The 23,792-nt window shown below is 42.1% G+C and carries 15 protein-coding genes; 4 read left to right on the plus strand and 11 right to left on the minus strand.

From position 1 onward, the window contains the following. Positions 1 to 88: 88 nt before the first annotated feature. On the minus strand, positions 89 to 940 hold the full coding sequence (gene fba, locus QR40_RS02300; protein ID WP_044293148.1) for a class II fructose-1,6-bisphosphate aldolase: 852 nt from the start codon (positions 938 to 940) through the stop codon (positions 89 to 91). A gap of 404 nt (positions 941 to 1,344) precedes the next feature. Between fba and QR40_RS02305 the strand changes: the two genes are divergently transcribed. Continuing rightward, complete coding sequence (locus QR40_RS02305) at positions 1,345 to 2,142, plus strand: DeoR/GlpR family DNA-binding transcription regulator (protein ID WP_044293150.1); 798 nt, start codon at positions 1,345 to 1,347, stop codon at positions 2,140 to 2,142. Between the two features lie 115 nt (positions 2,143 to 2,257). Beyond that, positions 2,258 to 3,448: an MFS transporter gene (locus tag QR40_RS02310; RefSeq protein ID WP_027293484.1), complete on the plus strand. Its 1,191-nt coding sequence runs from the start codon at positions 2,258 to 2,260 to the stop codon at positions 3,446 to 3,448. A gap of 256 nt (positions 3,449 to 3,704) precedes the next feature. Here QR40_RS02310 and QR40_RS02315 read toward each other — a convergent pair whose 3' ends face one another. The 9 genes from QR40_RS02315 to argS all read right to left on the minus strand — a co-directional run bounded on the left by QR40_RS02315 (position 3,705) and on the right by argS (position 20,519). Continuing rightward, entirely contained in the window at positions 3,705 to 5,189 is a 1,485-nt protein-coding gene (locus tag QR40_RS02315; protein WP_027293483.1) for a glutamate synthase subunit beta, read from the minus strand. Between the two features lie 12 nt (positions 5,190 to 5,201). Continuing rightward, on the minus strand, positions 5,202 to 9,755 hold the full coding sequence (gene gltB / locus QR40_RS02320) for a glutamate synthase large subunit (RefSeq protein ID WP_044293152.1): 4,554 nt from the start codon (positions 9,753 to 9,755) through the stop codon (positions 5,202 to 5,204). A 414-nt stretch (positions 9,756 to 10,169) separates the two neighbouring features. Beyond that, positions 10,170 to 10,802 (minus strand): CPBP family intramembrane glutamic endopeptidase, encoded by a 633-nt coding sequence (locus tag QR40_RS02325; RefSeq protein ID WP_044293153.1) that lies wholly within the window; start codon positions 10,800 to 10,802, stop codon positions 10,170 to 10,172. Between the two features lie 81 nt (positions 10,803 to 10,883). Beyond that, positions 10,884 to 11,819: an N-acetylmuramoyl-L-alanine amidase family protein gene (locus QR40_RS02330; protein ID WP_160295759.1), complete on the minus strand. Its 936-nt coding sequence runs from the start codon at positions 11,817 to 11,819 to the stop codon at positions 10,884 to 10,886. Positions 11,820 to 12,008: 189 nt separating this feature from the next. Further along, positions 12,009 to 13,091 carry a hypothetical protein gene (locus tag QR40_RS02335; protein WP_160295760.1) on the minus strand — a complete coding sequence of 361 codons (1,083 nt, stop codon included), beginning with the start codon at positions 13,089 to 13,091 and terminating at the stop codon, positions 12,009 to 12,011. Continuing rightward, positions 13,075 to 13,986 (minus strand): YARHG domain-containing protein, encoded by a 912-nt coding sequence (locus tag QR40_RS02340; protein ID WP_044293155.1) that lies wholly within the window; start codon positions 13,984 to 13,986, stop codon positions 13,075 to 13,077. Before QR40_RS02340 ends, QR40_RS02335 begins: the two co-directional genes overlap by 17 nt. Before the next feature lie 49 nt (positions 13,987 to 14,035). After that, positions 14,036 to 16,882 carry a hypothetical protein gene (locus tag QR40_RS02345; protein ID WP_044293156.1) on the minus strand — a complete coding sequence of 949 codons (2,847 nt, stop codon included), beginning with the start codon at positions 16,880 to 16,882 and terminating at the stop codon, positions 14,036 to 14,038. After that, on the minus strand, positions 16,879 to 18,543 hold the full coding sequence (locus QR40_RS29405; RefSeq protein WP_081998752.1) for a serine/threonine protein kinase: 1,665 nt from the start codon (positions 18,541 to 18,543) through the stop codon (positions 16,879 to 16,881). Before QR40_RS29405 ends, QR40_RS02345 begins: the two co-directional genes overlap by 4 nt. A 209-nt stretch (positions 18,544 to 18,752) precedes the next feature. Further along, complete coding sequence (gene argS, locus QR40_RS02355; RefSeq protein ID WP_027293476.1) at positions 18,753 to 20,519, minus strand: arginine--tRNA ligase; 1,767 nt, start codon at positions 20,517 to 20,519, stop codon at positions 18,753 to 18,755. Between the two features lie 649 nt (positions 20,520 to 21,168). On the opposite strand from argS, the gene QR40_RS02370 reads away from it, so the two are divergent. Together QR40_RS02370 and QR40_RS02375 are read left to right on the plus strand one after the other, a co-directional pair. Continuing rightward, positions 21,169 to 21,804 (plus strand): lactate utilization protein, encoded by a 636-nt coding sequence (locus tag QR40_RS02370; RefSeq protein ID WP_044293160.1) that lies wholly within the window; start codon positions 21,169 to 21,171, stop codon positions 21,802 to 21,804. A gap of 60 nt (positions 21,805 to 21,864) precedes the next feature. Continuing rightward, complete coding sequence (locus tag QR40_RS02375; RefSeq protein WP_044293162.1) at positions 21,865 to 22,980, plus strand: pyridoxal phosphate-dependent aminotransferase; 1,116 nt, start codon at positions 21,865 to 21,867, stop codon at positions 22,978 to 22,980. On the opposite strand, the gene truA is transcribed toward QR40_RS02375, so the two are convergent. Then, positions 22,964 to 23,701, minus strand: coding sequence for a tRNA pseudouridine(38-40) synthase TruA (gene truA / locus QR40_RS02380; protein ID WP_027293468.1), 738 nt, complete (start codon positions 23,699 to 23,701; stop codon positions 22,964 to 22,966). The two genes, QR40_RS02375 and truA, sit on opposite strands and share 17 nt — an antisense overlap. Positions 23,702 to 23,792: the final 91 nt, after the last annotated feature.

The following is a 23,792-nucleotide window of genomic DNA, read 5'->3' on the forward strand; positions in this document are numbered from 1 at the left end:
TGACACTGCCACTTTTAAACAGGCTGAAAATAATCTGTGGCATTTCCTCTCTCTTTATATTTCTTTCAGCCATCTTATGAATTCCGGCTTACTTGGCTTTTCCGTCGCTCTGACATACTCTGATGCGGTTCATTACAAGTTGTTTTACATTTTCACGTCCTGCAGCACCATATTTTTTCGGATCAAAGGTATCTGGCGCATCTGCCAGTACTTTTTTCACTCCGTCTGTATATGCAATACGAAGTTCCGTTGCAAAATTCACTTTACAGATACCGCGCTTGATACTTTCCTGCACCGCTTCATCGGATAATCCGGATGCACCGTGGAGTACCAGCGGTATAGACACCAGCTTCCGGATTTCACTTAAGCGGTCCAAATCCAGTTTTGGAACTCCGGAGTAAACTCCGTGAGCAGTACCGATTGCAACAGCCAGAGATCCGACACCTGTTTTTTCTACAAATTCTTTTGCTTCTTCCGGTACGGTATAGCCGCCGGCTCCGCCATCCAGATCATCTTCCTTACCGCCAACTTTTCCAAGCTCTGCTTCAACCGGCACATCCGAAGGTGCACAGGCATCAACCACACGTTTGGTAAGGGCTATATTCTCTTCAAAAACGCTGTGTGATCCGTCGATCATAATGGATGTATATCCGGTGCGCAGTGCCTGCATCGCCAGTTCAAAACTGCTCCCATGATCCAGGTGCATACATACAGGAACACTTGCCTTTTTTGCAATTGCCGTTACATTAGCAAGATATAAATCAAGGCTTGCGTATTTAACAGTAGATGGTGTTGTCTGAATCATTACCGGTGCCTTTAATTCCTCTGCGGCTGCGATAATTGCCTGAACCATTTCCATATTCTCCGCATTGAATGCCCCAACTGCATATCTCCCAGCCTGAGCATCTAACAGCATCTGCTTACTTGTAACTAATGGCATAATATCCTCCTATTCTGCGCCTTTTTTGCGCGTGCCAACCGGATTCCGCTTCTTACAGTATTTTATCATTTTTATGGGAATCTCTGCTAAAATTCATGTTTAATAAATGTCTGATTTATGTTCGTTATGTTTATATCATAATATAATCACAGCCAGGTCTATTTGTCAAGCACATTTTGTTTTATTTCTGTTATTTACTTTTCATATTCAAACATGTTCTTGTTTGTTTTTCGTTATTAAACATATAATATCTGCTGTTTTAGCATATTTTTGTTTGATTATTTTCGAATTCAAACATGTTTTCATGGAATACTCTTGTATTTTCTTCTGTATCATATTATAATGTCTTCAAATGTTTGAAAATATTGTTTTGGGAAATAAAAAGAGAGGAACGTAAACCCCCTATGAAAAATAAACGAACAGACCAGATCATGGAATACATGCGTCTTCACGATGGAACTGCCAGCGTATTAGAACTGTGTACGGAATTTCACGTTTCAGATATGACAATCCGAAGAGATCTACAGGCACTGGAAGATGACAAAAGAGTAATCCGCCATCATGGAGGCGCTACCCTGGTTCAGGCATCTGCTGCCCTATTTAGTGATGCTCCTTTCCAGACCAGGCTGAACAACCATCACGACCTGAAAATGGCACTTGGAAATGCCGCATCGGAATATCTCCGCAACGCCAGTCTTGGCCAGGGCTGTAACTCTGTCTATATTGCATCCGGCACCACACTTTACTGTATGGCCCTGCAGATGAACTACACAATGGGATCCGCCACTTTGGTAACCGATAATGTCAGTGTCTCCCAGGTATTGGCAAATCACCCGGATTATACGGTGATTTCAATCGGAGGCCAGCTGATACTGCCCTCCCTTAATGCAGTTGGGCATGTGGCTGAAAATATGATACGCAGTTTTTCTTTTGACTATGCTTTTATCGGTGCCGCCACCATTGATGAAAACGGAATCATATATAACTATAATTACATTGAAGCAGGTACTTTTACTGCCGTACTGGAATCTTCCAGGCACATTGTAGTGGTTGCCGATTCTACAAAGTTTGGCAAAAAGAGTTTCGTACAGCTCACTCAGCTAAAGGAAGGCTATACACTCATTACAGACTCCGGCATCCAGGAAGAATTTATGGAAACTCTGCAGAACAACGGCGTAAAGGTAGTAGTAGTTAATGCCTGAAAACTTTCCTCATTTTTTTATAAATAAAGATTCCCTTTTTCCAATTCCAATGATATAATGCTATCACATTGCCACGATAAAGAGCAAAAATTTTATACTACTTGGGGAGGAAGTCATGTCACTTCATTTTAAACACACACGAAATGCCTGTTATCTCGGATATATTACGCAGGCCATCGTCAACAACCTGGCACCGCTTTTATTTGTCACGTTCCAGTCGCAGTTCTCCATATCACTGGAGAAAATCGGTCTTTTGATTTCCATCAATTTTGCTATGCAGATGTTTGTGGATATTCTGGCTGCCAAATATGTTGACAAAATCGGTTATCGTATCTGTACTGTTGCCGCACATGTCTGCTGTACGATCGGACTTGTCGGTATGGGCGTTTTTCCTTTTCTCTTTTCAAATGCCTATGCTGGATTGATTGTAGCTGTATTAATTAATGCCATCGGCGGCGGACTGATCGAAGTACTAATCAGCCCGATTGTAGAATCTCTGCCGGGTGACGAGAAGGCATCCGCTATGAGCCTGCTGCATTCCTTTTATTGCTGGGGACATGTAAGTGTTGTTATTATATCCACTTTGTATTTTGTAACAGTGGGTATCAGCAAATGGTATCTGTTGACGATATTCTGGGCGATCATCCCATTTTTCAATGCATTTTTCTTCAGCAAAGTGCCATTACATACCGTAGAAGCCGAAGCAGAGTCACTGCCCATCCGCAAGCTTTTCTCCATGAAGATCTTCTGGATGTTTCTGATACTGATGATCTGCTCTGGTGCATCGGAACAGGCGATGTCACAGTGGGCTTCTCTGTTTGCAGAATCAGGGCTTAAAGTATCCAAGACCCTGGGTGATCTGCTGGGTCCCTGCGCTTTCGCCGTATTAATGGGTGTTTCCCGTGTTTTCTACGGAAAATTTGGTGCAAAAATCAAGCTTAAAAAGTTTATTATAGCCAGCGGGTTCCTGTGCATTATCAGTTATCTGCTTGCCACGCTGTCACCCTACCCATTGCTGTCTCTGGTTGGCTGCGGATTATGCGGATTGTCGGTAGGTATCATGTGGCCCGGAACATTCAGTCTTTCCTGCCAGTACTGCCCTCAGGGCGGAACTGCTTTATTTGCACTTCTGGCACTTGGCGGAGATATCGGCTGTGCGGCAGGTCCGGGTCTGGTAGGTGTTGTATCCAATCTGGCTAATGACAGCTTAAAGAGCGGGCTGCTGTTTGCCATGGTATTTCCGATTGTAATGGTAATTGTAACGGGAATGCTTCGTAAAATAAAGAAAACTGCTGTTGTTCAGTAGATATTTATCTATTGGGTGTAAATTTAAAAAAGCCATGAAGGATTTTGAGATAACATCGCATCATCCTTCATGGCTTTTTTTAATATTATTTATCCAGTTATTTCATTTTCTATAAACTATTTCTTTTTCTGCTTTCAAAATCTTACAATTATTCTTATAAAAAGCAATCCCATAACAAATCAGGCTCGTATATCCATCTTTAAGCAGCTCTTCTCTATCATGCCTCCTGCCTGCTTATATTCAGGAATCTATAAAATTACAAATTCGTATACCCCATCAATGATTCATCCACTGCTCTTGCTGCTTCCCTGCCTTCCCGGATTGCCCAGACTACCAGAGACTGCCCTCTGTGCATATCCCCAGCCGTAAATACATGCTTTACGGAGGTCTGATACTGCTCTGGCTGCGTTGCCACATTTGTACGTCCGTCTAATTCCACCTTGAATGCATCAGTAACATATTTCTGTGCACCTAAGAATCCGGCAGCAATGAAAACTAAATCCACATTTACTGTTTCCTGGGTTCCCTCAACCGGCACCATCATCATGCGTCCGGTTTTTTCATCTTTTTTACTTTCTAATTTTACGATCTTCGCCTGGCATACTTCGCCTTTTTTATTGGCAGCGAATTCCGTAACGGTAGTCTGATACACCCGGGGATCATGCCCATACACTTCGATTGCTTCTTCCTGCCCGTAATCTGTTTTGCAGATCTTTGGCCATTCGGGCCATGGATTATCAGCAGTCCGTGTATCCGGCGCCTTAGGCATCATTTCAAGCTGGATTACGGATGCAGCCCCCAGTCGTATTGCCGTACCTACACAATCATTGCCGGTGTCACCACCGCCGATTACCATCACTTTCTTTCCTTTTGCAGAAACAAAGTTCTGATCCGCAAAATTTGAATCCAGCAGACTCTTCGTTGTGGCCTTCAAGAAATCGACTGCAAAATAAATTCCTTTGGAATCTCTTCCAGGGACGTTGATATCCCTGGGATTGGATGCCCCGCATGCCAGAATTACACGATCATAATCTTTTAGCAGAGCATTCGCCTTGATGTCTTCACCAATATTGGTATTGGCAGCAAACTCGATTCCTTCTGCCTCCATGATAGCAATCCTTCTGTCTATTATCGACTTATCCAGTTTCATATTCGGTATGCCATATCGAAGAAGTCCTCCGATGCGGTCATTTCTTTCAAATACGGTAACCTTATGCCCCCTTTTGTTCAGCTGTACTGCTGCTGCAAGTCCGGCAGGTCCGCTTCCCACTACTGCCACTTTTTTTCCGGTTCTGACTTTGGGCGGATTTGGAACCACCAGGCCCATCTCAAATGCATTTTCAATGATTGCCCACTCATTTTCTTTCGTAGCCACAGGCTCTCCATTTAAGTTGCAGGTACATGCCGCTTCACATAGTGCCGGACATACCCTTGCCGTAAATTCCGGAAAACAATTCGTTTTCGCCAGTCTGTGATATGCCTGTTCCCAGCTTCCGGTATATACCAGATCATTCCATTCCGGAATCAGGTTCTGCAGTGGACACCCCGATGCCATCCCTCCGATCATCATGCCGGACTGACAGAACGGAACACCGCATGCCATACATCTGGCGCCCTGAAGCCTCTGCTTTTCCCTGGATAAGGGAACGTGGAATTCATTAAAATTCTTAATCCGGACCTTTGGTCGTACCGTCTCGCTGGTCTCTCTTTTAAAATCTAAAAATCCTGTTGGTTTTCCCATTCCTTTGCCCTCCTATCCTCTCGTATTTGCGTAAAATGCTTCAATCTGTGCCTGCTCGCTGCTTAACCCTTTTTCTTCCATCTGCACAATCTTCATCAACATCCGATTGTAGTCATTGGGAATGATCTTCTTAAATTTTGGCAGGTAATCCTCAAAATGTTCCAGGATTTCTTTTCCTTTTTCGGAATTGGTGTAGGCGGTATGATCTTTGATCATCTCTTTCAGTTCCAGGACATCATATTTGGAAGTAATCTTATCAATGGAAACCATCTCCTTGTTCAGCTTCCTATATAAATCGCTGTTTTCATCCAGTACATAGGCAATACCGCCGCTCATGCCTGCTGCAAAGTTCTTACCGGTATTGCCAAGAATTACAACACGGCCTCCTGTCATGTATTCACATCCATGATCGCCAACACCTTCTACTACCGCATTCGCCCCAGAATTACGCACGCAGAAACGTTCTCCTGCCACACCATTAATATATGTTTTTCCACTGGTTGCTCCATATAGGGCAACATTTCCAATAATAATATTTTCGTCCTGTTTAAACTTTGCACTCTTAGGAGGATATACAATCAACTTGCCGCCGGACAGCCCTTTGCCAAAATAATCGTTACTGTCACCTACCAGTTCCAGGGTAAGCCCCTTTGGTATAAATGCCCCAAAGCTCTGTCCCCCTGCTCCATTACATTTCACGGTGTAGGTGTCTTCCTCCAGTCCTTCCGGATACATTTTCGTGATTTCAGAACCAAATATCGTACCAAAAGAGCGGTCTGTATTGATTACATCTACTTCAATGCTTCTCTTCTGCTTATTCGAAAGCGCTCCTTTTAATTTTTTTACCAGAATTTTCTCATCCGCTGTTTTCTCCAGTTCAAAATTGTAAACCTGAGCCGGGTCAAAGGTCACTTTCATTCCCTCTTTTACAAAGGGGTTATTGATAATTGCGCTTAAATCCACTTTGGAAGCTTTTTTATTAGCGATGTCTGCTTTACGTTTTAACAAATCTGATCTTCCTACCAGTTCATCTATAGTACGAACACCCAGTTTCGCCATATACTCCCGCAGTTCCTCCGCAATAAATTTCATAAAATTCATGACATATTCCGGTTTTCCGCGGAAACGCTTACGAAGCTCCGGATTCTGGGTTGCCACTCCTACCGGGCAGGTATCCAGATTACATACCCGCATCATGACGCATCCCATGGTTACCAGCGGTGCTGTAGCAAATCCATATTCTTCCGCACCTAAGAGTGCCGCAATCGCCACATCTCTTCCGCTCATGAGTTTACCGTCTGTTTCGATCACTACTTTATTACGCAAGCCGTTCATAATCAATGTCTGATGAGTCTCAGCAAGACCTAATTCCCAAGGCAGTCCGGCATTGTGAATAGAACTTCTGGGTGCAGCACCGGTACCTCCATCATACCCGGAGATCAGAATTACCTGGGCACCTGCTTTTGCCACACCTGCCGCAACGGTACCTACCCCTGCTTCCGCTACCAGTTTTACCGAAATTCTTGCTTCTTTATTTGCATTTTTACAGTCGTAGATCAGCTGTGCCAGATCTTCGATGGAATAGATATCATGATGAGGGGGCGGCGATATCAGGCTGACACCCGGTGTGGAATGTCTGGTCTTAGCAACCCATGGGTAGACCTTCTGTCCCGGTAAATGTCCTCCTTCTCCCGGTTTTGCTCCCTGAGCCATTTTAATCTGAATTTCTTTTGCACTTACCAGGTATTTGCTGGTGACTCCAAATCTACCGCTGGCAACCTGCTTAATCGCGGAACAACGGTTCATGCCGTCTTTCCCCGTTTTCAAACGTTCGTCGCTCTCACCGCCTTCACCACTGTTGGATTTTCCATGCAGACGGTTCATGGCAATCGCCAGTGTCTCATGTGCTTCCTGAGATATAGATCCGTATGACATGGCTCCGGTCTTGAATCTCTGAACAATGGAATCCACACTTTCTACATCTTCAAGGGGTATGCCATTTTCCGGATATTTAAAATCTAAAAGACTCCTCAGATAGCCCGATTCTTCCTGATCCACCATCTGTGTATACTGTTTAAATAATTCGTAGCTGCCCAGTTTTGTGGATTCCTGAAGGAGATGGATCGTTCTGGGATTGTAACGGTGCTCTTCTCCCTGGCTTCTCATTTTATGTCTTCCAATGCTGTCCAGTGTCAGGTCCACTCCAAGTCCCAGCGGATCAAATGCAGCCGAATGCAGCTCATCCATATCTTTGGCAATGTCCTCCAGGGTAATTCCGCCGATCCTGCTGACCGTATTGGTAAAATATTTTTCCACTACATCCGGGTCAATTCCCACTGCTTCAAAAATCTGTGACCCCTGATAGGATTGAATTGTGGAAATACCCATTTTAGAAGCAATCTTCACAATACCATGCAGTACGGCATTGTTGTAATCATCTACCGCCGCATAATAATCTTTGTCAAGCATCTGGCAGTCAATCAGCTGGCGGATCGTTTCCTGTGCCAGGTAAGGATTAATTGCACAGGCTCCATATCCCAGCAGTGTTGCAAAGTGATGTACTTCTCTTGGCTCTCCCGATTCCAGAACAATCGCAAGTGAGGTTCTTTTTTTCGTCTTCACCAAATGCTGGTGCACCGCGGATACCGCAAGCAGCGAAGGTATGGGAACATGATTTTCATCTACTCCCCGGTCAGACAGAACCAGAATATTTGCACCGTCCCGATGAGCCTTATCCACTTCCACAAACAGCCGCTCAATTGCTCTGACAATACTGGTGCTTTTATAATATGTGATAGGTACTTCCGCTGCCTGAAAGCCTTCTACCTTCATGTTTTTAATTTTCATCATATCCGTATTGGTTAAAATCGGGTTTTGGACTTTGAGCACCTGGCAGTTCACCGCCTGCTCTTTTAACAGATTTCCATCCTTCCCCACATAAACCGTAGTAGATGTTACGACTTCCTCGCGTATTGCATCAATGGGAGGATTGGTAACCTGGGCAAACAGCTGTTTAAAATAGTTAAATAATGGCTGGTGCTCTTCTGATAGAACAGCAATCGGTGTATCCACGCCCATGGCTCCGATTCCTTCTGCACCATTTAAAGCCATGTTACAGATGGAAGTGCGGTATTCCTCATAGGTATAGCCAAATGCTTTTTGCAGTCTTGCCAATTCTTCCGCCTGGTACTCATGTGCCTTTGTATTTGGTATCTTCAGGTCACGCAGCTGTACCAGATAACTGTCAATCCATTCGCCATAGGGCTGGCTTTTTGCATAGCGTTCTTTTAAGGTATCATCATCCACCACTTCACCTTTTACGGTATCAACCAGAAGCATTTTTCCCGGATGCAGTCGTTCTTTTAATACAATTTTTGCAGGATCAATGTTCAGAACGCCAACTTCGGAAGATAAGATCATATATCCATCATCCGTAATGTAATAACGGGAAGGCCGTAATCCATTGCGGTCAAGCACTGCCCCCATAATATCCCCATCACTGAAAAGAATGGATGCCGGCCCGTCCCAGGGTTCCATCATAGTAGCATAGTACTGATAGAAATCCTTCTTAGACTGTGTCATGTTCCGGTTATTATCCCAGGGTTCCGGGATCATAATCATAACAGCCAGCGGCAGATCCATACCGCTCATAACCAGGAATTCCAGCGTATTATCCAGCATCGCCGAATCAGACCCCTGTGTATTTACAACAGGAAGAACCTTATGTAATTCATCCTGTAAATGCGGGGATACCATTGTCTCTTCTCTTGCCAGCATCTTATCCGCATTACCTCTGATCGTATTAATTTCACCATTATGCACAATGAAACGGTTCGGATGCGCTCTTTGCCAGCTGGGATTGGTGTTCGTACTGAATCTGGAGTGTACGGTAGCGATCGCAGATTCATAGTCCGGGCACTGAAGATCTGCAAAGAAAGTACGAAGCTGGCCAACCAGAAACATCCCTTTATACACGATGGTCCTGCTGGAAAGAGATACCACATAGGTATTATCATTACTCTGTTCAAATACACGGCGCGCTACATAAAGCCTTCTGTCAAAGTCCAGACCTTTCTTTACATCATTTGGTTTTTTGATAAATGCCTGCATAATACAGGGCATACATTCCAATGCTTTGTGTCCCAATACCTCCGGAACAGTAGGTACCGCCCTCCATCCCAGAAGTTCCAGTCCCTCCTTTTCCACAATGATTTCAAACATCTTTTTTGCCTGATTTCTCTTTAATTCATCTTGTGGAAAGAAAAACATTCCAATTCCATATTCTCTCTCAGAACCTAAAAAGATGCCGAGGGATTTGCAGGTCTTCGAAAAGAATTTGTGAGAAATCTGTAATAGGATTCCTACACCGTCACCTGTTTTTCCTTCGGCATCTTTGCCAGCTCTATGTTCTAAATTTTCTACAATCTTTAATGCATTCTCTACGGTCTCATGGGTCTTCACACCTTTGATATTCACAACGGCGCCTATGCCGCAGTTATCGTGTTCAAACGTCTGTCTGTACAGCCCGTTACACCCGGATCGCAATATTCGATTTTGTGTCGTCATATTATCGTTCCTTTCTCTCGTTTTTCTCTGAACATAATATACACCTATTTTTTTCATCTGTAAACCATTAATTTTTGCGTTATTGTCAGATTATTCGTCTTTTCCACAAACCCAGTCATTATTATCAGATTATTTTTGCTAATACTTTATTTTTGCTGCTCCCCCAAAGACATTAGGCAGGGTATCATTAAAGATTTTTACCAAATATTTTTTTGAAATCTGACTCCAAATTCCCGCAAGAACTATATTGTCTTAATTATATATATATTGTAAGGATGTTTTTGAAGACTAATACTACCGCGAACAATTTCATCAAGTTGGGTTTAGCTATGAAAGGGGACGCCTTGAAGCTGGAGATAGTGTTCGAAAAGAGAAGGGGACGGACCATGGCATCTTTCTCAGCGCCCCCCCAATTTACAGGAATGCGCTGAATAACACGGAGGATAAATTAACCGCAATATGAAAGACAATTGGTGCCTTAATGGTTCCCCATTTTTCATAAACCCATATCAGCAGAAGTGCCATGGGCAGAGCAAACAAAAACTGAATCATATTTCCATGATAAATCGCGAATATAAAGGCTCCCAGAAATACTGCCATTTTTTTGGATCTGACAAACCGTTTTAAACGCTTATACACCAACCCTCGAAACAGGTACTCTTCCATAATTGGCACCAGAATCCCGACACCAATGATCTGTATCCAAAGACCGCTTCCAAACAATGCCTCCTGAGCTGCATTAGAGAATACTCTATCCACCTGTATCAGGTTAATCAGATAGGATAAAATCTGATTGCTGAATACTGCCATCAGAATAATCAGCAGATAAGTCCATACTGGCTTGTGATCCGGATTATCCTTATTCCGTCCATAAAGCTGTCCATCCTTCCAATATAGAAAACAAACCACAGGAAGAACAATCAGCGCCGACAGCGTTGTCAGCAGTGCTGAATCAAATCTGCTTCCAAACACAGTCACCACGCCTGCGGACGCCAAAAAATGAATCAAAATCGGAATAAGAACTCCGGTAACATTTTCAAATATCATACATACACCTCCGGCTTATTGCAGTTTCCTTTGTTACTCCAGTGTGTGTGCTGATACTCTGGAGCCTGTTTTAAACTCGCCCTATCTTCCAAAATAATCATCAATGCCATTGGCAATCCCCTGTACCATAACGTCCTGGTTAGCAGCATCTGCCATATATGCATCATCTCCCGGATTTGTCATAAATCCCATTTCCAGTATCGTAACCGGTACCTGGCTCCAGTTAATGCCTGTCATCTCATCCTCTGCCAGAATGCCCCGGTTAATCAGCCCTGTGGCTTCACAATAGCGGTCAATCAGACATTGGGACAAACGCATACATTCTTCTGATATGCTTCCCACATACGGATTTGACTGTGTCGGCGCCATGGTAAGTGCACCGGCAACACTGCTGTCCTCAGATCCATTTGCATGAATACGCACCAGAATATCCGCTCCCGCCTCATTGGCAATCGTTGCCCTGTCAATATTTCCCAGATCCACTTCATGGGTTGTCCTTGTCATTACCACCTGATAACCACGTTTTTCCAGCTCAGTCTGAAGTTTCAAAGATACGTCCAGATTCAATTCATATTCATCCAGGCCGGATACACTTCCTGTGGTACCGGTAGCAAGACGTGCTTTCATCACCTCAGAGCCAGGACCGTTTGCTTCCGTCCTGCTCATATCCTGTCCCGGTCCCTGATGTCCTGCATCTACAGCAACAATCGGTCCCTGAGCCTTTGTCTCTTCGGTTTCCTTAATATTGGCATTACTATCGTTCTTTTCCGTATTTTCTGACTCCTTTAGTTCCGTTACTGCCTGATTTTCAGACTCTTTCTCTGACTTTTTCTGATTTGAATTCGTCTGATTTTCATTTTCCGTTCCTGTCTCCTTTGCGTTCATACTGCCACTCAAAGATTCCGTTATAGTTTCCGTTACAGTTTCCGTTACAGTCTCTCCTTTATTCGTATTTTCACCGTTACCAGAAAACGTACAACCGGTTGTCAATAACACAATAACCATCGCTGCTCCCATACATTTCACTAAATTTCTATGCATTTTTCGTTCCTTTCTCCAGAGACTGTTAATAATTCTCATATAATTTCACATTTTTCAGTTCATTACATAAGGGCTAGTATTTTATCATTTCCAGGTTCTGTTTTTCCTTTTTATGGATATAAAACAGAAGTTGAAAATATTTAAAATACCAGCCCAAAGCGTGTTTTAAAATAAATTAGGAATCTCCATTGATTTCAAATAGCACTTTCCACCTTGATAAATAAAATAGAATTTTACCTCTTTGGCATAAGACTGGGACTCTTCTGTTTCAGTGTCCCCATCTTCACCTTCCGTAATACGGTTACCGGTATATTTACAATTATATTTTGTCTTAACTTCAATTCCAATATAACTTTCATCCTTAGCCTCCGGATAATATGGCTCACCGTAAGTACTGCTAAACCCGCTGAATTCCAGATGCTTAATCACAAGACCCGGATCCGAAAACAGATTTCCGGTAACTGTCTTCAGTAAAGTCTCTTTATCCTGCACTTTATCAAAGGTGCTGCCGAGAGCCTGAACCGTCTGCTTTTGAACTGCCGCTGAAAAAAATTCTTTCAGCGCCTGCTTCCCCAACTCCTGCATCTGAGTCTTTGCATTTTCACTAAGCTTACATTCACCTCTGACATCTATGGTACTTGAATCCTGGTCCGGCTTCCATTTCGTCTCATAGATCTCAAACGGCAGTCCTGTTACCTTTAATTGGTATTCCTTTTTTTCAAGGTATGGTAACACATATGATTTAGCTCCCGCTGTCATTTTCTCATCTTCTATAACCAGACTACTGTCCAGCGTCTTTTGATCCAACATAACTTTAGAATCCACAGGTACTGTAATCTTTACATTCTTTGCCTCGTCAACATGGTCATTACATACCCAGCGTTCAAACATACCGTATCTCTTTTTATCCTGACGTATAAGATCTACTGTTTCTGTTATGGGGTCTTTACTGTCTTTCGGAGTATAGGTGAAGGTAAAAGTCTGTACAATTTTACCCTCTTCACTTAGATTACGTTCTCCGGACTGTACGGTATAAGTTTCAATATTCTTTTCATTTTTAATGTAACGCTCTGCACTTTTCTGCGGATTGCTATCATAGGTTCCCTGATATACAAATGCTGCTGCCGCTGACAGAACGCCGGCACAAACTAACCATGCCGTAAGTATTCTTTTATTCTTCCGATGCTTCCGCCATTTGTACTGCTGCTGCTTGTCCATTACTTTTCCTCCTCTATCTCTTTTCTTCATAGGCAAGAATTACTTTCAGATTTTTCTTTTCAAAATCATTCAGTAAGTCCATAGAGTCAAAAGTTTCCGGATCATAAGTTGGAACATACCAGGTTTTCGTATTAAAGTAATCAGTCCATTCCTGTTTGGTAAATTTACGTCCATGGCGTGCAAATATCTCATTTCTGGCTATTGCAATTTCCCTGTCAGTCATATTGTATAATTCATTTTCTGTAATATATCTGGTTGCCGTATCCGGGAAGAAATAGGTATCATCCCAGGCTGCAGGCGGCGCTTCTGTCTGTGGCGGATCTGTCTGCGGCGGATCCGTTTGCGGTGCATCCGTTTGTGGTGGATTTGTCTGCGGAGCTTCTGTCTGCGGTGGATCTGTCTGCGGTGGATTTGTCTGTGGAGCCTCCGTCTGCGGCGTACTGGCAGGAGGAGTTTCCCAATTACCATTCTGTGAATTCCCACTTCCGTCTGTTCCTCCGTTAGAATCAGAATTTCCATTATAATCCGAAGTTCCATTGTAACCCGAACCGTTGGATCCATTACCCGATGAGCTGCTGTCACCATTATCAGAACTTCCGGTATTATCACTTCCAGTACCGGAAGTTTCCCCTCCGGTCTTTTCCCCATCTGTTTTCTTATCAGTCTCTTTTTCTGTACCTGTTTTTTCTTCCGGTACAATAAAAGAATCTTTGCTCTTGGCGATAAGCTCTGTTTCCTTATCACTATTGGTTTGCTGAATCTCTGATGATTTTTCGGTAACATCACTTTTTTCAATTTTTGTATTTAAAAATGCCAGTCCGGAATCTACCAGAAAAAATGATCCTGCAGATATCGCACAGGTACCGACTACAACTCCAGCTGCCGTTAGTATCTTTTTAACGACCTTTTTTCTTTCGTCATGCATTTTATTCTCACCTCTTGAAGAAAATAATAGCATACCATAAGTAAAAAGTCTATTCTTTTGAACGTCTTCTTCCCCATCTTCGATAAGAAAAAGCTCCAATTAAGGCTCCGGAGATTATCATAAGTGCTTTGATTCCAAAATGAACATATCCGGTCTCCTTCTTCTTATCCTCTCCTTTGAACTCATTCTTCATTTTTATCTTGTCTCCATTTTCCTCATCATCCACATCCCCCTGCTTCCCTTCGCCCTGATTTATAACCTCCGGTATGGTAAATGTTTCTTTTCCCATTATTTCTTTATCTCCTTTCCCGAATAATTTCTTTTCCTTAAAATGTTCCAGAGACTGCGGAACAGCAATTTTTCCATTATCTGTTTTACTGATACAAAAAGCTATCTTCTTTTTTGCTTCGTTCCCCGCCTTATCGATAGCCAGAACCTCCAAATCACGCCATTTATCCTTCTGCAGGATAGTAAAAGAAGTCTCCTGATTTAAACTGCTTTTGATTAAGTCACCGTCCAAATAAACCAGCATCTTCTGAAGGGCTGCATTATCCCTGGCATCTATGACAACATCTCTGACCTCCTCCGGATAAAATGATTTATCATCCAGTCCGGCGATCATGATAGACGGAGGTGTTTTGTCTATTACAAACTCTATATATTTTTTCTGCAGTTTATTATCACCTACATTACCCGCCATATCTATAGAATTTAGAGAAACTGCATAGGCTCCTTCCTCCTGGAAATTTTTTGCCGGTATTATATAACGGTACTCCTTATACCCATACTTTCCTTCTATTTTTTTAACCAAATACTCTTTATCCCGATTTAAAATCCGAAGTTCCCCATCCCGCGTAATCGTCAACTGCGCCTCTTCAAGCTTATCTACATTCACTTCCCTAATTTCCACATCAAAAGGTTTTCTGCAGTAATAATTATCCATCTGTTCCCTGGTTTCCTTCCCCAACGTATATACTGACCCAAACCGGTTTACCGAAAAATGAATTTCCCTGGCCGCTATATTACCAGCCTGGTCACCCGCTGATATATAAAGCACATAATAGTCATCCCATTCTTTCTTCTCCGGTATCTGTTCAAAAATTAACAGCTCTCCTCTATCTGACTTTCTTCTTTCGTATTTTAACTTCTTTTCCCCGTTCTTTTCTCCTATGAGTACTGTCTCCAGACTGCCTTTCCAATAATAATCATCCTCACATTGGATACGAAGCTCTAACACCCCACTGTTCGCACTTAGATCAGACACACCATCAACGGTTATTCGGGGAGTTGTCTTATCAATCAAAATAGTATTTCCACCAAAGAACGATGCATTTCCAACGTTGTCTTCCACTCTCACAAATACCTGATATTCTCCCTCCTTAACCAGCTCAGCGCTGACCCCAGTTCTCCATAAACTTTTTTGGCTTTCATAACTTTCTTGTATACCAGATAACTGCTGGCGACTCCCCTCTGTAATCTCCGATATCCAATACTGAACCGAGCGGATACCTGCATGTACATCTAAATATCCGGTAAACTTTAACCTTACGTTGCTATTAAAGAACGCTCTTTCACCCGTACCTGACGAAAGTTTTTTTTCATTTGCCAAAATGGTCAATCCTGTTGGGGGCTGGTCATCAACTTCATAGATTACACTCTGTTTTCCAGACTGGGCTAATAATTTTCCTGTTTCATCTCTACTCTCCAATTCAAAAGAAAATACCCCATTTTCCTTCAGCTCATTACTTATGATTACCTGATTATATCCCGCTCTCTCATTCGGAATAATCTTAAGGCGCATTCCCTTTTTTACTAATATTTTGCCATCCCCATTTCGCAAAAATCCTTCCTTGGATTCCGGAAGAACCTGATAGTCCTTTATTTCGCTCACACTGTTTTTCACAAGCGTAACGCTTCCCGGATGATAAAGCGCCGAATCTTTTTGCAGGTCGTAACAATAATTATCCGTTGTATTTCCTGTAATATTGCCCTTTTTGTCTCTTTTTACAACCAATGCCCTGCCGTATTTCTTAAGTGCTCCCTGATCATACATAGGACTGTCAGGTTTTAGTATCCGCTCATCTATGGTTATCCCGGGTTTTTGAAATCCTTTCGGGGACTCTTTCACTGCCTTCCCATTTTTCACAAACCCGCTTACCTTTACGATTTCATCCGGGCTTTCATCAAATTCCAGAAGTTGAATGTTGTTCTCTGAGAAGTACGGTTTTCTTCCCTCTGCAATTCTGATATTTAACACTCTGGGTACTATATGTACTATTAAATTGTTTTTTTCAACCTTTACGGAATATTTTTCTGAATCCTTACCCGTCAGCTTGCACGAGACTTCCACTTCCCAGGTTCCAACCCTTCTGTGCTTTGACTTACCTGTTAATAATACCTGCATTCCTTCAGGAAGGCCCCTCACATCCGCTTTTAGTTCTACCCGATTAGTATCATCAAATTCTCTGCTGTCACCCTTGTAAATCGTTTTTAAATTTTCTACGATAACTTCACGCGGTAATTCTGTTTCTGACTCTGTCTGGGTTTCTGACTGCGTCTCGGATTCCGTCTCTGTCTGGCTTTCCGATTGCGTTTCGGATTCCGTCTCTGTCTGGCTTTCCGATTGCGTTTCGGATTCCGTCTCTGTCTGGCTTTCCGATTGCGTTTCGGATTCCGTCTCTGTCTGGCTTTCCGATTGAATCTCGGATTCCGTCTCTGTCTGGCTTTCCGATTGAATCTCGGAACCCGTCTCTGATTGGGTTTCGGTTTGACTTTCTGTCTGTACTTCCGATTTGATCCCGGTTTGAGTTTCGGATTTAATAAATGCTGCAGCTTTATTCCCCGCCAGCAAAAGAAAAACTGCCCCAATTAAAATACCTGTTTTAAAATATCTCATTCCTTTTCCCCTTCTTTCTTAAAATTATTATAAATTCTTTCTACACTTTCTATTGCCAGTTCTATATTTTTCAAAATATCCTTTTCTAAAACTTCTATCTCCTTACTTACCGGCCTGTTATCATTGATTTGCACTTTATCTTTTATCTCTCGTAAAATTCTATCTAAAACTGCTTTCTCCAATCCAGCCTGACAAAATCGATCGGCAAAATAATAGATCTGTGCCGAAATTTCCTCCCATAGCAGTAAATTTACTTTATCCGCATCCGTATCACTCTCCTGAATATCATAGATTTCCATCAAGTCTTTCCAGAATGTCAGATAGGAGATATTCTCTGTTTCATCCTCTCTCCTGTTTCGGATTCTGCTGTAATAGCTTCCTATCTTCGCTAAAACCGCTGCTCTTTTTCTCTGATTTTGTGTAATTCCTGTAATTTCTGTATTCCCTATACTTTCCGCAGCCTCCGCTATATTTAAAAACCATCTGGCTGCATAAGATTTTCCGCCGTCTCCCTCAAAGTAATACCAATATGCCATTCCCAGTTCATAAGAAACCCGAAGGAATGCTCCTTCATCTGTGCGCAAAGCTTCTTCATGACTCCTGGTATCTCCCTCTGACTTTTCTTTTAAAACCTTTCGCAGAAAGATATCCTCCTCTTCCGTCAGTATTGCGTCTTCCAAAAATATTTCAATTAATTGCTGGTATGCTTCTTCCCGAACGGGATTTAAGAATATTGCAGATTGGCAGTTTTTTTTCTGCTCTTCATAGACATTAAATTTAGCTTCTTTCAGATACTCCTCATATGATTGTTCCTTAGTTAATTCCCCCTGTTCCAGCTGTAACTGACTCCCTGCTGAAAATATTATAATAAACGCAGCAGCAACAAACAGGAACCTTGCTTTCCTCCACCACAAAATCCCCTGAAGTGCTCTTTCACAAGACTCTATCCCAGAAAACCTCTGAGTTCTGTCAAATCTCATACATTTGCAAATTATTTTTTTTAAACCAAAATACCCCGGGCACAATTTCCAATCCTCCTTGCCAATTCCGGACAGCAGCAGTTTTCCTGTAACCAGCTGGAATAAGGTCACTCCCAGGCTATATATATCGGCTCTGGTATCCACAACACATGTACCATCGTATTGTTCCGGCGCCGCATATCCTTTTGTCCCATAATGTCCCCCGTGATAACTACTTTCCTTAACAAAGGGTGAGACCGTACCAAAATCTACTAAAACCAGACTTTTGTCAGCGCGGCATATCATATTGTCCGGTTTCAGATCTCCATAGACTACCGGCGGTTCCTGACTATGAAGGTAATGCAAAACCCTGCAAATCTGTATACCCCATATGACAGCCTGGCGAGGTTTCACTTTTCCTGTTTCTTTTAAAATATTTGCTACATTTCTCCCTTCCACATAATCCATTACAATCAATATCTCGGATTCTGTTTCAATTACATCGATAACTTCGGGCAGATTCGGATGGGAAAAATGCTTCCACAATTCCAGCTCCACTCCATCTCTGCCCTTCGCCACAATCTTTATTGCCCAAAACTTATACGCATTTTCATTCAACGCCAAAAAAACACTTCCCTCTCCTCCGGAACCCAAAGGTTTTAAGATCCTGTATTTGCCGTCAACTAAAGCCCCAATCTCCAGTTTTCCTCAACTCCTTTATTCTGTTGTACTGCTAAATGGAAATATAACGAAACGTTATTGAATTTATTTGATGCGGTAAGTACCGCGATTAGATTTTGTCATTCTACTACATTTATTTAAAAATGTCTAGTGGCAGTATGCACAAAGTTTACATAACACAGAATAAGTTTCAGAGCCTGTCCACAAGTTTTCAGACAGGCTCTGCTATTTTACATTCTCTCAGGTGCAGAAAATCCTAAGACATCAATACAGCTTTCCAGTACGTCTCTTGCCAGCAGAAGCAGCTGGATATAGCTTCCTTTTTGTTTCTCGTCCTCTTCTGACAAAATTTTTGTCTCATGATAAAAGCGGTTAAACGCATTTGCCAGATCATAGATATAAGAGCAGATCTTGTGGGGTGCGATTTCCTCAAATGCATTTTCCATTACATTGTTAAACTTGGATAATTCAAGCATCAGTGATTTTTCACTGTCGCTTACCGGTTCACCAATTGCATAGGCTCCTAATTTTCCCCCATTTTCCTGATATTTGTTCAGGATAGATTTTATACGAACAATGGTATAAAGGATATATGGGCCTGTATTTCCTTCGAATGATGTAAAACGATCCACATCAAATACGTAATCTTTTGAAGCCTGGTTGGATAAGTCTCCATATTTAACTGCGGACAGACCAACAATCTTAGCCGTCTTTCTGGCCTCTTCCGGATCAATTTCATGATTTTCTGTTATTTTACGGAACATTTCATCATTAATGCTGGTGATCAGGTTTTCCAGTCTCATAACGCCGCCTTCACGGGTCTTAAAAGGCTTACCATCTTTTCCGTTCATAGTACCAAAGCCTACAAAGGTCAGATCCGTATCGTCCTGAATAAGCTTTGTCTTTCTTGCACAGCGAAATACCTGTGTGAAATATAACTCCTGGCGCTTGTCTACCACATAAATAATATGATCCGGATGATATAGCTTCATACGTTCTACAATAGTAGCCAGGTCAGTTGTATTATAAAGAGACGCTCCATCTGATTTTAATATCATACATGGCGGAATCTCTTTGGTATCTGTTTCTTCTTTGACATCTACTACCAACGCACCGTCATCAATATGCGCATATCCATTTTCTTTCATATACTGAACCATGTCCGGAATGTAAGGCTGAGCATCAGACTCGCCTTTCCATAAATCAAAATGAACATTTAAATTTTCATAATTTCTCTTCAAGTCCGTAACAGATACCTCCAGGATATGTTTTAAGATCCCCTGGTATCCCCGGTGCCCTTGCTGAAGCAGATAAGTTGCCTGCATTGCTTCCTCTTTATATTCCGGGTGTTCTTTTGAATAAGTACTTGCCGCAGGATAAATTTCTTCCAATTCGGAAATGGTAAATGGTGCTTGTACAGGATACTCACCGGTAAAGTTTTCATCAAAATACACCAGTTCCGGTTTTCTCTTCTTAAGTTCTGTTATAATCAGTCCCATCTGAAGCCCCCAGTCACCAAGATGTACATCTCCGATCATTTCGTGTCCCAGGAACTTTCCCATTCGCTTAATGCTTTCCCCGATAATGGCAGAACGCAGATGACCTACGTGAAGTGGTTTTGCAACATTGGGACCGCCGTAATCAATAATAATTTTCTTTGGCTCTTTCGTCTTTTCTATGGATAAATATTCATCTGCCTGCATTTCTCTCATATACGCAGCCAGATATTCTTTTGTCAATTTCAAATTAATAAAACCCGGATTCACCGCATTAACTTCTTCAAACACTTCACTTTGTGCCAGCTTCTCCACAACTCCGTTGGCAATCATAATCGGCGCTTTCTTATACACTTTAGCAGCTGCCATTGCTCCGTTACACTGGTATTCGCACAGATCCGGACGATTAGAGATGGTTACTTTTGCATAAGATGCATCATATCCTGCCTCGGTAAAAGCGACTGTCATTTCATCCGTAATCATATCAATAATTTTTTTCATATTTATACCTATTGCATATTACAGGCTTGCCTGCAATACTGCCACAATAAAACAGGTTGAAAGAATCACACCGTGGCATCCTTTCTATATCATAATTTTCTTTCAACCTTATACCTATTTTATAATTTTCTTTCAACCTTTCGAACATCCATATCTCAAGCTTGCTTGCGATACTGTCCAAATAAGCAGTATGAACTTGTTTACACTTTAAAAGTGTTTTTCTTTCACACTTTGACCGCACGAATATCGTAAGCCTGCTTACAATATTCATTGCACGCAAAACAGCCGTTCAAACGGCTGCCTCTGCAAATTGTCTCTTTGATACATTATACTTTGTGTTTCTGTTATTTTCAACTTCTTTTTCAAATAGATGTTACAGTGCACCTATCCTTGTAAAGTCGCCTTCGGCGAGGGACAGATACCCTGAGACCATCACTTTGCCAGCTCCGATGCCATGCAGCGCTGATCACGGCACGGTTTGAACAGTAACAAATAGATCCTTTCAAAAAGAATCTCCTTAATAACTCCTTTACAAGGTGCTGATCCCACCGTATAATTTATATAAGTCTTATCATAACATATAATTATAGGAATTGCAGTAACAATTAGCTGCAGATTGATCCCTACACCAGAAAGGAGATTGAAATTCATGACACCTATGCAGGAATTCTATGAAAAACAGGCTTCAATCATTATTAAGAACCTGGAAAAACGAAATATGGAGGGTTACTACTGCCCTGACAGCAAAAGCGCAGTTAAAAAGGCAATGAGTTTCTTACCGGATTGTGCTGTTGTATCCTGGGGAGGTTCTATGACACTGACTGAATGCGGGATGATGGATGCCCTGAAAGCCTCCGGTCTGACACTGATTGACCGTTCACAGGCTGTAACACCCGAAGAAACCAAAGCCATGTATCGTCAGGCATTGAGTGCAGATTATTATTTTATGAGCTCCAATGCCATCACGCTGGACGGTAAACTGGTCAACATCGATGGTACCGGAAACCGGGTTGCCGCCCTGACTTATGGACCTGACCATGTTATATTACTGGTGGGCATGAATAAAGCTGCCAAAGACGAGGCAAGTGCCCTGGAACGTATACATACCCAAGCCGCACCGCCAAACGCAATGCGTCTGAAAATGAAAACCCCCTGCGGACTGACTGGCGTCTGTTCAGACTGTACTTCTAAGGAATGTATCTGCAGTCAGACACTGATCATTCGCTATAATCGATTCAAAGGGCGTATTAAAGTAATCCTGATTGGAGAAAATCTTGGTTATTGATTTTTCATACCGGATTTAATCATAAAACATTCAGATACGCCAAAGGAAAGGATGAACACTATGCTAACCCCCGCAGACCATTTTCATGGAAGTGACTTAGAAACAATTGAATATGCCTATGGCATTAAAAAAGAAAACATTACCAGTTTTAGCGCCAATGTAAACCCCCTGGGAGTTTCGCCCAAGCTGCGCCAGACTCTGGCCGCCCACATAGATGTTATTACCACTTATCCGGATCGGGAATATACCGCACTTCGCAGAGCCATCGGAACCTATGCAGGCTGTGATCCGGATCATATCATCGTTGGAAATGGTTCAACGGAATTAATCTCCCTGATGATACAGATACGGCATCCGAAAAAAGCGATGATTCTGGGGCCCACTTATTCCGAATATGAACGTGAAATCTCTCTGGACGGCGGTATCTCCCTCTACTATCCACTGAAAGAATCCAATGATTTTCAGATGCAGGCGGATGACCTGATGAATAAATTAAATGAACAGATTGACCTGCTGATTTTATGTAATCCCAATAATCCTACCTCTACATCAATCTGCCGCAATGATATGCGTAAAATTCTAGACTGTTGTAAACAGAATAATATCTTCGTTATGGTGGATGAAACATATGTAGAATTTGTACCGGATCATTTGGAAATTACCAGCGTTCCACTGACCGATTATTACAATAACATTGTAATATTGAGGGGCATTTCCAAATTCTTTGCTGCTCCCGGCCTTCGTCTCGGATATGCCATAACGGGCAACCTGGATCTTATCAAAGAAGTTAACAAAAAGAAAAATCCCTGGACAATCAATAGCCTTGCAGAGGCTGCGGGAAAACTGATGTTTTCTGATACGGAATATATTTCAGCTTCAAAAAAACTTATCTTTTCAGAACGGGACAATATTGTTCATGAGCTATCTCTCATAAACGGAATTAAAGCTTATCCGCCCACTGCAAACTTTATACTGGTTCGTATATTAAAAAATGGCATAACCTCAAAGGATGTCTTTGAGTATGCCATTCGCAGAGGACTTATGATCCGGGACTGTTCTACATTTCCATTTTTGGGAAATCAGTATTTCCGGTTTTGTTTTATGTCAGCAGTAAAAAACAGAGAACTGCTTATGTGTATACATGAACTATTTGATGATGCTAATACGAAACCTTAACCAGACACAACCCTCTGGCTGGAGCCGTAATACCAGCCAGAGAGCGGTCTTTCCCTTCAAGAATCTCTGTCATCTCTTTTGGCGAGCGTTTTCCCTGTCCCACTTCTATCAACGTTCCCGTCATGATCCGTACCATATTGTACAAAAATCCTTCGCCTGTAAAATTAATTTGCAATTCCCCTTCCAGTTCTGTAATTTCTATTTTAATTAACTTCCGGACTGAGGATTTTTTCATTCTTTTATTCGAACAGAAGCTTTTAAAATCGTGAGTTCCAATTAACGCTTCCGCTGCTTCACGCATGGCTTTCACATTCAGATGTTCATCAAGTGGATAAATGTACTTTCGCTCAAATACATTTTTCAATGTACTGGTCGAAATCCGGTAACGATACACTTTTTCCTTCGCATTCAGACGGCTGTGAAATCGCTCCGCTGTCTCTGTCACTTCAAGAATCCCAATATCCTCCGGCAGGTATTTATTCAGGTAATCACGGATATCCTCTGTTAAGACACATCCCTTTGGAAGATGGAAATTAGCCGTCTGTCCAAGGGCATGTACACCTGCATCTGTTCTTCCTGCCCCCTGGACTTCAATCGGCATTCCTGCCATTTTTGACAATATTGCCTCCAGCTTGCCTTGTATCGTATTATCCGTATTCCCCTGTTTCTGCCATCCATCATACCTGGTTCCATCATATTGGACTATCATTTTATAATTCATATACACTGCTCCTATCTTTCACTGCATTCTAAAATGCAATCAGCATTTCTTTAATAGTTACAGTGTAATGCCTGCTGTCCGGAAAGTCAAC

Origin of the sequence: Robinsoniella peoriensis (assembly GCF_000797495.1) — a bacterium.
Taxonomy (GTDB): Bacteria; Bacillota; Clostridia; order Lachnospirales; family Lachnospiraceae; genus Robinsoniella; species Robinsoniella peoriensis.

Coding starts and splice junctions, on each gene's coding strand:
- QR40_RS02330 (WP_160295759.1), bottom strand. CDS start 11,819: ATGGGAGCAGCGATGGTTATTGTGTTATTGACAACCGGTTGTACGTTT.
- truA (WP_027293468.1), bottom strand. CDS start 23,701: ATGAATTATAAAATGATAGTCCAATATGATGGAACCAGGTATGATGGA.
- QR40_RS02315 (WP_027293483.1), bottom strand. CDS start 5,189: ATGGGAAAACCAACAGGATTTTTAGATTTTAAAAGAGAGACCAGCGAG.
- QR40_RS02340 (WP_044293155.1), bottom strand. CDS start 13,986: ATGCATGACGAAAGAAAAAAGGTCGTTAAAAAGATACTAACGGCAGCT.
- QR40_RS02305 (WP_044293150.1), top strand. CDS start 1,345: ATGAAAAATAAACGAACAGACCAGATCATGGAATACATGCGTCTTCAC.
- QR40_RS02325 (WP_044293153.1), bottom strand. CDS start 10,802: ATGATATTTGAAAATGTTACCGGAGTTCTTATTCCGATTTTGATTCAT.
- QR40_RS02335 (WP_160295760.1), bottom strand. CDS start 13,091: ATGAAGAAAAGAGATAGAGGAGGAAAAGTAATGGACAAGCAGCAGCAG.
- QR40_RS02310 (WP_027293484.1), top strand. CDS start 2,258: ATGTCACTTCATTTTAAACACACACGAAATGCCTGTTATCTCGGATAT.
- QR40_RS02375 (WP_044293162.1), top strand. CDS start 21,865: ATGCTAACCCCCGCAGACCATTTTCATGGAAGTGACTTAGAAACAATT.
- fba (WP_044293148.1), bottom strand. CDS start 940: ATGCCATTAGTTACAAGTAAGCAGATGCTGTTAGATGCTCAGGCTGGG.
- QR40_RS02345 (WP_044293156.1), bottom strand. CDS start 16,882: ATGAGATATTTTAAAACAGGTATTTTAATTGGGGCAGTTTTTCTTTTG.
- gltB (WP_044293152.1), bottom strand. CDS start 9,755: ATGACGACACAAAATCGAATATTGCGATCCGGGTGTAACGGGCTGTAC.
- argS (WP_027293476.1), bottom strand. CDS start 20,519: ATGAAAAAAATTATTGATATGATTACGGATGAAATGACAGTCGCTTTT.
- QR40_RS02370 (WP_044293160.1), top strand. CDS start 21,169: ATGACACCTATGCAGGAATTCTATGAAAAACAGGCTTCAATCATTATT.